The sequence below is a fragment of the Streptomyces sp. NPDC005899 genome (genome assembly GCF_040629645.1).
Classification (GTDB): Bacteria; Actinomycetota; Actinomycetes; order Streptomycetales; family Streptomycetaceae; genus Streptomyces.
In genome coordinates, this window is record NZ_JBEXWB010000280.1 from 1 (window position 1) to 8587 (window position 8587).

Below are 8587 nucleotides of genomic sequence, written 5' to 3' on the forward strand. Positions count from 1 at the left end.
GCCCCGGCACCCGCCGCTCCGGCCGCGCCGCCCGCCACGACGCCGGCCGTCTCGACGGCGTAGCCCGCGGCGAACCAGCCGATGACGGCGACGGGGAGAAGGGCCGGGATGCCGGCGTTCACACCGGCCAGCTCGCCGGCCGCGATCCGGCACCGCGCACACGCGTCGAGATGCTTGCGCAGCCCGCGCTCCGCCCTGGTCCGCAGGCCTCCCCTGGCGTGGGCGCCGAGCCGGTCCGCGTACCGGGCGCAGTCGCCGCCGGCCGTCAGCGCCTGGCTCACATGCGCCTGCAGATATGCCTGCTTGAGGCCTTCGCGGGCCCGGACGGCGAGAACGGCCGTCGCGTTGGGGGTCAGACCGAACAGCGGGGCCACCTCGCTCGGCGACTCCGCCTCGACGGTCGTGTGCCACAGCACGGCCTGCCAGCGTTCCGGAAGGCTGCGGAACGCCTGCATGGCCATCGACCGTTCCGCCTCGTGCATGGCCCGGACATCGGCGCCGAGATCGACGGTGTCCGCCTCCGACAGCACGGACGCACGGGTGGCCCGGGCGGCGAACGCCGCGAAGTCGTCGACCAGGTGCTCGCGCTTCGCGCTCTTCGTCCAGGCGGCGGCGACATGCCGGACAGCGGTCATGAGGTACGCCCGGACGGCCTCCGACGGCCCCTTGCCTCCCCGGACGGCCTGCAAGGTCCGGGCGAACACCTCGGCCGTCAGGTCCTCGGCGGTGTGCGCGTCACGGCAGCAGGTGCGGGCGTAGCGGCGGACCGCGTCGGAGTGACGCCGGAACAACTCCTCGTACGCCCGGTCGTCACCGGCCCGCATCCCCTCGATCAACTCGGCGTCGGAGGGGCCGGGGGCGGCGGCCCCCCGGCGTCCCTCCCGCTGGAGCGGCACGACGTGGGTGGTGTCCGCAGGCGCCGAGGCGGCGTCGTCCACGGACGGCCAGGGGCCCGGCAGCACGGTGCCGTCCTCGACAGGACCGTCCTCAACGGTGCCGCCCTCGACAGGACCGCCCTCGTACGGAACTCCCTCGTACGCGACTGCCTCGTCGGGCCGGGAATCGCCGGGGCGGGACTCGTCCGGACAGCCCTCGGCGGAACAGCCCTCTACGGAACCGCCGTCGCGCCGAACGCCCCCGTCAGGACGGCCCGGACGTTCGCTCCCCGACCTGTGAGGCCCCTGAGCCGTGGGTGGCGCGCCCCTCCCGGTGGCTGCGCCCGCGACACCGCCGGCCGCCTCCTCCTGCTGCGCGTCACCGCTCATCGCGGAAGCCCCCGTGTGCACCTGCGGACCCGAATAACGGGCAAGAGTGGCACAGAGCGCCGCCGCGGCGAGCCGTTCGCCGGGACAACCACCCGTCCGGGGAGTCTTTCCGCGGAACGCGTGATCACCGCTCCGTCCGAGGGGCGGCCGCGAAGCCCCGCCACCTCCCCCGGACCCGTCCGGCTCCGGGCGTGAACGGAGCCGGGCCGTTCCGCCGTTACGCCGGCCGGGACCGCAGGCCCTCCAGCAGGATGTCCAGCAGACGCGCCGACGCGGCGGCGTGGTGCGCGGGGTCCGGCAGTGCCGGCGCCGCCGTGGCGATGACCAGCAGCACATCGGCCACCGTCACATCGCCCCGCAGCTCCCCCGACTCACGCGCCCGGTCCACCAGCCGGCCCACGACCTCGAGGAGCTCGGCCACCCCCGGATCGTCCGCGAGCACGTCACCGGCGCCCGAGCGGGGTGAGGCAACCCGGTGCCCCGGCCGGCCGGCGACCTGCCGCTGATGCGGAACCCGTGTCCCGCCGTCCTCGTCCGGCCCGGCGGGCGGCTCCTCGGCATCAGCCCCGACCCGCAGCACCTGCGGCGGCAGCAGCCGCCCCGCACCCGAGGCCACGGAGGTCCGCAGGAACCGGGAGAGCGCCGACCAGGGCTCCTCCTCCTGCCCCAGGGCCGTCCGGGCCTGATCGGTGAGCCGGGAGGTCTCCTCGTCGGCTATTCGGCGCACCAGCACGTCCTTGCTGGGAAAACGCCGGTAGACGGTGCCGACTCCGACCCGCGCACGGCGGGCCACGTCCTCCATCGGGGCGCCGTAACCCAGCTCACCGAACACCTCCCGCGCGGCGCGCAGGACGTGTTCCAGATTCCGCTGCGCGTCCACCCGCAGAGGAGCCGGGCGCGCCCCGCTTCCGGCCGCCGCGACCGCCCCGGCCAGTCCCACGGGGCTCAGCCGGCCATGGCCCTCCGCAGAGGTGGCAGCGTTCTGCCCATGCAAATCCTGAATGTGCATAACTTCCCCCGGTTATGACGTCTCCCCCCGGAGACTTCCCCGCCGTGTCAGTCGGTGTGCGGACCTGCGTCCGAATCCGACACCCCGACGGGGTACGAACATAGTTGAGCCCGGGTCAATTCAGAAGGGGGTAGTTCCGCATGGAGCGCCCCCCGATCGGAGCAAGGACCGGTTGAGCCCCGATTCGCCCCCCGACGGCCCACCACCCCGCCTGTCCTGACCTGCGCAGCTGCGGCGATACACGGTGATCCACTCCCGACGCGCGGACGACGGGCTCCGGTCACACAATTTGCCGGGCCTGTGGACAAACCCCGGACTCCGTTGCGTCATGGGATGGTGATGGCTCCAGATTCCCGGGGAACCGCCCCCGGCACCCGGCCCAGTGTGCGCATTCTCGTCGTCGGCGGCGGCTACGTGGGGATGTACACCGCGCTGCGTCTCCAGCGGAGACTGGGGCACAGACTCAGGACCGGCGAGGCCGAGGTCGTGGTCGTCACGCCCGAGCCCTACATGACGTACCAGCCGTTCCTGCCCGAGGCGGCAGCCGGCTCGATCTCCCCCCGGCATGTCGTCGTACCGCTGCGCAGGGTCCTCAAGCACTGCACGATCGTCATCGGCGAGGCGGAACGCGTCGACCACGCCAAGCGCACCGCCACGGTCACCACGCTCGCCACCGGGGAGGACGGCACCGGCGCCCTCGAAATCCCGTACGACGAGATCGTCGTGGCCCCCGGCTCCGTCTCGCGCACCCTTCCGGTCCCCGGCCTAGCGGACTTCGGCATCGGATTCAAGACCGTCGAGGAGGCCATCGGCCTGCGCAACCACGTCATCGAACAGATGGACATCGCCTCGGCCACCCGGGACCCCGCCATCCGCGACGCCGCCCTCACCTTCGTCTTCGTCGGCGGCGGCTACGCGGGCGTGGAGGCACTCGCCGAGCTCGAGGACATGGCCCGCTACACCTCGCGGTACTACCACAACATCAAGCCGACGGACCTGCGGTGGATCCTGGTCGAGGCGACCGGCCGCATCCTGCCGGAAGTCGGCGAAACGATGGGGCAGTACGCGGTCAGGGAACTGCGCGGCCGCAACATCGACGTACGCCTGGACACCCGGCTGGACAGCTGCGAGGGCCGGATCGCGGTCCTCAGCGACGGCTCCCGCTTCCCGACCCGGACCCTGGTGTGGACCGCGGGCGTCAAACCGGCGCCGATCCTCGCCGCCACTGACTTCCCCCTCACCGGGCGAGGACGGATCCGCTGTACCGCCGCACTCTCCGTGGAAGGCGTCGAACACGCCTGGGCGGCGGGCGACGCGGCCGCCGTACCCGATCTCACCTCCCGCGAAGCGGGCGCGGAGACCGCGCCGAACGCCCAGCACGCGGTGCGCCAGGCCAAGGTCCTCGCCGAGAACATCGTCGCCGCTCTCGCCGGGCGGCCCACCCAGGACTACCGGCACTCCTACGTCGGCTCCGTCGCCTCCCTGGGGCTGCACAAGGGCGTCGCCCACGTCTACGGCCGGAAGCTCAAGGGGTATCCGGCCTGGCTCATGCACCGCGTCTACCACCTCAGCCGGGTGCCGACCTTCAACCGGAAGGCGCGTGTACTGGCCGAGTGGACCCTGGCCGGCCTGTTCAAGCGGGAGATCGTCTCCCTCGGCTCGCTCGAACACCCGCGCGCCGAATTCGCCCTCGCAGCCGGCGGCCACGCCCACCCGCAGCGTCCCGGGCACGAAGAGCCCCCGGGGCGGCCCGGCAGCGTCGAGCGCCCCGAGGACCTTCCGCCGGGGGACGACGTCCCACCGAGGGCGTCCGGCTGATCGGCGGCCCCGACCGCGGACCGGCCCCCCACCCGGACCGGCCCCCGACCGCGGACCGGCCCCCACCCGGGCCGGCGACCCACCTCCCGGGGGCCGGCCAGGACGTCAGACTCCGGACTGGGTGCCGCCGGACGACTGTCAGTACGGCCGGTCACACTGGGCGTGTGACCATAGGTACGGCCACACCTGCGCAGAGTGACCCGGCCGGCAGTCACCTACAGTGACTGCCGACGCCCTCCGACAACGCATCTCCGGGAGCCCGCCCTGGTGCCCCGGCCCGGCAGGAGTACCGGCGGGGGACCGGCACAGCACCAGCAGCCGAAACAGCTCGTCCAAGCGGACCAGACCGACACACGAGGCCAGAAATTCCGTGAACTTCACGCGCTGGAGCGCCCGCCTTCCCGGAACACAGCGTCGAGCCGCCGCGCGGGACGACCGCGGTTCCGTCCCCGCAGCCCGCGCGGAGTCCGTACGGACGCCCCCGCCCACGCCGGCGGACGGGCTCCCGGTCCCCTCCGCCCCCGCCGCCTCGCTGGAAGCACTCCCCGCCGACGAGATCCTCGGCCGCCTCCCCGCCCCGGTGGCGCTGCTCCACGGACCCGAGCACCGCGTCACCTACGTCAACGACGCCTACGCGGCCGCCTTCGGGAGCCGCCCGTGCGGCGTCCCCGCCGCCGAGGCCATGCCCGAACTCACCGAGCTCGGCCTGCTGCCCCTCCTGGACCAGGTCCTGCGCAGCGGCACCTCCCGTACGGTCAAGTCGCGCAAGGTCGTGGGCGGCAGCTCGTACACCGTGACCTGCACACCCGTGGCCCTCGGCAACGCGGACGGAGCGGACGGCGCGCCAGGGGAAGCGGGCGTCCTCGTCTACGCCACCGACGTCACCGACCACGCGGAAGCGGCGGAGCGGCTCCGCGCCAGCGAACGACGCCACCGCGAAACGGCCGTCACCCTCCAGCGCTCCCTGCTCCCGCAGGACCTCGAACAGCCCGACGACCTCCGGATCGCCGCGACGTACCAGCCCGGCGGCACGGACGCGGCGGTGGGCGGCGACTGGTACGACGTCATCACCCTCGGCGCCGGGCGCACCGCGCTCGTCATCGGCGACGTGATGGGGCGCGGCGTGCGCGCGGCCGCCGTGATGGGCCAGCTCCGCACAGCGGTCCGCGCCTACGCCCGCCTCGATCTCCCACCGCACGAGATCCTCCAGCTCCTGGACGTCATCGCCTCGGAGATCGACGCCAGCCAGATCGCCACCTGCGTCTACGCGGTCCACGACCCCAACGAGGGCCACCTCGTCCACGCCTCGGCGGGGCACCTGCCCATCCTGGTGTGCGACCAGGACGGCACGGTCCGCCGCGCCGCCGAACCGACCGGGCCACCGCTGGGCACGGGCGGCTGGGTCCACACCTCGGGCACGATCGCCCTCCCGCCGGGCTCCACGGCCGTCCTCTACACGGACGGGCTGGTCGAGCGCCGTGGCGAGGACATCGACGAGGGGGTGGCCTCCCTGGAGCGAGCCCTGGCCGGCGCCAAGGGATCCCCCCAGGTCGTCTGCGACCGGCTCATCCGCTCCCAGGGGGTGACCGCGGAGCACGACGACGACGTCGCCGTGCTGGTCGTCCAGCACCCGGCGCGTACGGGGGCGAGCGCGGAGCTGTTCCACAACGCCTCGCTCGAACTGCTCGGCGGCATCGAGGCGGCGCCCCGCGCCCGCGCCTTCGCCACCGGGGTCCTGGCCTCCTGGCGCTTCCCCGTGGAGCTGTGCGACCTGGGTGTCCTCGCCGCCAGCGAACTCGTGGCGAACTCGCTCCAGCACGGCACCCCGCCCATGCGGCTGGGGCTGCGCCGGACGGACCGCCGGCTGATCATCGAGGTGACCGACGGGGACGACCACCTGCCGCGCCGCCGCCGGGCCGAACCGGCGGACGAGGCGGGGCGCGGGATCTCCATCATCGCGACGATCGCCACCTCCTGGGGAAGCCGCCGCACCCCCGGAGGGGGAAAGGCGGTCTGGTGCGAGTTCGCGCTGCCCGGCTGAGCCGCGTGGGAGCAGCCCGGCGAGCGGAGCGGGAGGCACGCGGGAGGCACGGCGAACGGCCCCGGCCGGAGCGGCTCAGCGCACGGCGGCGGGAGCCGCGACCGGCTCGCGGTCCGGCACGGACACGGCCACCACGCGGGAGGGGGTGTGCAGCAGCGACGGCCGGTCCTGCTCGGGTGAGAGCTGCCGCCCGAGCCTGAGCGCCAGCGCGGTGATGCCCAGCGAGAAGAGTACGAACGTCACGATGTACGGCCCGTGCGCCGACGCACCCATCGGGCCGCCCACCGCCGGCCCGACCGCCAGGGCGAGCTGCTTCACCAGCGCGAAGGCCGAGTTGTACCGCCCGACCATGGGCTCCGGGGCCAGATCGGCGACGAGCGGCGCCACCGTCGGCGACAGCATCGCCTCACCGAGCCCGAACAGCGCGTACGTGGACACCATCGCGGCCGTCGCCATGGTCTGGCTGCCGTGGCCGAGGCCCGCGTATCCGGCCACGATCCAGGCGAAGGCCCAGATCAGGCCGACCCACGCGATGACCCTGCTGCGCCGCCGTCGTTCCACGAGACGGAGCACGACGAACTGTGCGGCGACGATGACCGCCGTGTTGGCGGCCAGGGCGATGCCGAGGGTCGACGGCTCGATGCCCGCCGCCTCGGTCCCGTAGGCCGCGAGGCCCGATTCGAACTGTCCGTAGCAGGCGAAGAAGATGACGAACCCCAGGACGCACAGCTGCACCATCGCCCTGTGGGAGAGCAGCGTCCGCAGCCCCGTCTTCGGAGCGCCCTCACCGACGGGCCGGGTCTCCGCGAGGAGGGGGGAGTGCGGCAGGCGCACCGTCACCGCGACGGCACCGAGCACCACGAACATCGCCGCCTCGATCAGGAACAGCAGCGTGAAGCTCGACGGGCGGTCGACGTCGACCAGCTGCCCGCCGACCAGGCCACCGATACCGAGTCCCAGGTTCTGCAGGAAGAACTGCATGGCGAAGGCACGGGTACGGGTCGTGGGGCTCGAGCACCGGACGAGCATCGTGGCGAGCGCCGGCTGCATGACCGCCGTGCCCGCGCCGAGGACCGCGGCCGACAGGACTGCGGTCGTCACGCTGTCCGCCACGCCGAGGGCGGCCGCTCCCGCGGCAGCCGCGCCGGCCGCCGCGATGAGCACGGGCAGCGGCCCGCGCCGGTCGACGGCCCGGCCGGTGAACGGCAGCACGGCCAGAGCAGCCATGGCGAAGACGGCCAGCACGACACCTGCCGTACCGGCACCCAGGTCCCGGACCTGCGCCACGTAGACGTACAGGTACGGGACGGTGAACCCGAGGCCGAACGCACTCAGCGCACTCCCCACCTGGATACGCCGCAGTGCTGCGCCCATCTCCCTGGTCACACTCACCTACCTCAAGAATCGGAGAACATTGAAGAACACGAACCCGTAGACTTTAGCACTAAAATTAGAAGCTGAACACTACAGCCTGAAGGACTTCGACGGCGGTGGGCAGCGTGCGATACTGCCCGCCATGTCTGACACCCCCGAGCAGTCCGAGCTCCCGGAACCGAGCCTGGACGAGCAGATCGCGGCCTACCAGCGGGAGTTCCGGGACCTCGACCCGCAGGTCGAACAGGTCGTCTCGGCCCTGGGCCGGCTGAACCGCCGGATGAACGTGGCGTACGGCAGGCAGGTCGCCGCCCTCGGCATCAGCAACACCGAGTGGGAGGTGCTGAAGACCCTGGTGCTGGCGGGAGCCCCGTACCGCATGGGCCCGGGTGAACTCGCGAAGCGGCTGGGCCTCACCCCGGCCGCCATGACCCACCGCATCGACCGGATGGCCGGCGAGGGCCTCGTGACCCGGGACAGGGACGAGAACAACCGCGTACGGGTCATCGTGGAGCTGACCGACGAGGGCCGCGCGAAGTGGCTCGAGGCGATGCGTATGGCAACCGCCTTCGAGGAGGACCTTCTCCAGGACCTCTCGGGTGACGAGCGCGGGGCCCTGGGCGAGATGCTGATCCGTCTCCTGCGCCGTGTGGAGCACGCGCAGCCGGACGCGGGCGGCCGACTCACCGACCTGGACTGAACCGGCGGAGCCGGGGCAGGAGGAGGGGTTGACACAGCCGCAGGCGGTCCGTAAGATTCTTCGAGTTGTCACGGAGCCGATACGGAACCGCGTCAACCGATCCCGCCGCGCACGCGGCAACCAAACTCAGCACGACCTCCCACCGGGGAGAATTTCGGCATGCCGGAATTCAATTCCCGAGCTCGATTATGAGCCGCCGGGAGAATCCGCTAGGGTTTGGGCGTCGGAACGGCCCAACGGCCGGGAAGGCGAAACCCGCTGACTGGGAATCAGGCCCGAAAGGATCTGATAGAGTCGGACTCGCCGGAAAGGGAAACGCGAAAGCGAAGAACTGGAAAGCGAATCAGCAGGAACCCGCTTCGGCCGGGAATCGGACACGA

6 protein-coding genes are annotated in these 8587 nt (G+C 72.6%); 3 read left to right on the plus strand and 3 right to left on the minus strand.

Annotation, left to right across the window (positions count from 1 at the left end; translation table 11 throughout):
- Together ABZ371_RS24870 and ABZ371_RS24875 are read right to left on the minus strand one after the other, a co-directional pair.
- On the minus strand, positions 1–824 hold an 824-nt coding region (locus ABZ371_RS24870; RefSeq protein WP_358683447.1), incomplete at its 3' end, for a sigma-70 family RNA polymerase sigma factor.
- A 658-nt stretch (positions 825–1482) separates the two neighbouring features.
- Positions 1483–2274 (minus strand): helix-turn-helix domain-containing protein, encoded by a 792-nt coding sequence (locus ABZ371_RS24875; RefSeq protein WP_358683439.1) that lies wholly within the window; start codon positions 2272–2274, stop codon positions 1483–1485.
- A 339-nt stretch (positions 2275–2613) separates the two neighbouring features.
- Between ABZ371_RS24875 and ABZ371_RS24880 the strand changes: the two genes are divergently transcribed.
- Positions 2614–4092 carry an NAD(P)/FAD-dependent oxidoreductase gene (locus ABZ371_RS24880; protein ID WP_358683441.1) on the plus strand — a complete coding sequence of 493 codons (1479 nt, stop codon included), beginning with the start codon at positions 2614–2616 and terminating at the stop codon, positions 4090–4092.
- A 370-nt stretch (positions 4093–4462) separates the two neighbouring features.
- Positions 4463–6133: a SpoIIE family protein phosphatase gene (locus tag ABZ371_RS24885; RefSeq protein ID WP_358683443.1), complete on the plus strand. Its 1671-nt coding sequence runs from the start codon at positions 4463–4465 to the stop codon at positions 6131–6133.
- A 75-nt stretch (positions 6134–6208) separates the two neighbouring features.
- On the opposite strand, the gene ABZ371_RS24890 is transcribed toward ABZ371_RS24885, so the two are convergent.
- On the minus strand, positions 6209–7507 hold the full coding sequence (locus ABZ371_RS24890; RefSeq protein ID WP_358683449.1) for an MFS transporter: 1299 nt from the start codon (positions 7505–7507) through the stop codon (positions 6209–6211).
- A 142-nt stretch (positions 7508–7649) separates the two neighbouring features.
- Between ABZ371_RS24890 and ABZ371_RS24895 the strand changes: the two genes are divergently transcribed.
- The gene (locus ABZ371_RS24895) at positions 7650–8207 is read left to right on the plus strand and encodes a MarR family transcriptional regulator (protein ID WP_358683445.1); all 558 of its coding nucleotides are present in this window, start codon (positions 7650–7652) and stop codon (positions 8205–8207) included.
- The last annotated feature ends 380 nt before the right edge of the window (positions 8208–8587 follow it).

Coding starts and splice junctions, on each gene's coding strand:
- ABZ371_RS24875 (WP_358683439.1), bottom strand. CDS start 2,274: ATGCACATTCAGGATTTGCATGGGCAGAACGCTGCCACCTCTGCGGAG.
- ABZ371_RS24880 (WP_358683441.1), top strand. CDS start 2,614: ATGGCTCCAGATTCCCGGGGAACCGCCCCCGGCACCCGGCCCAGTGTG.
- ABZ371_RS24890 (WP_358683449.1), bottom strand. CDS start 7,507: ATGGGCGCAGCACTGCGGCGTATCCAGGTGGGGAGTGCGCTGAGTGCG.
- ABZ371_RS24895 (WP_358683445.1), top strand. CDS start 7,650: ATGTCTGACACCCCCGAGCAGTCCGAGCTCCCGGAACCGAGCCTGGAC.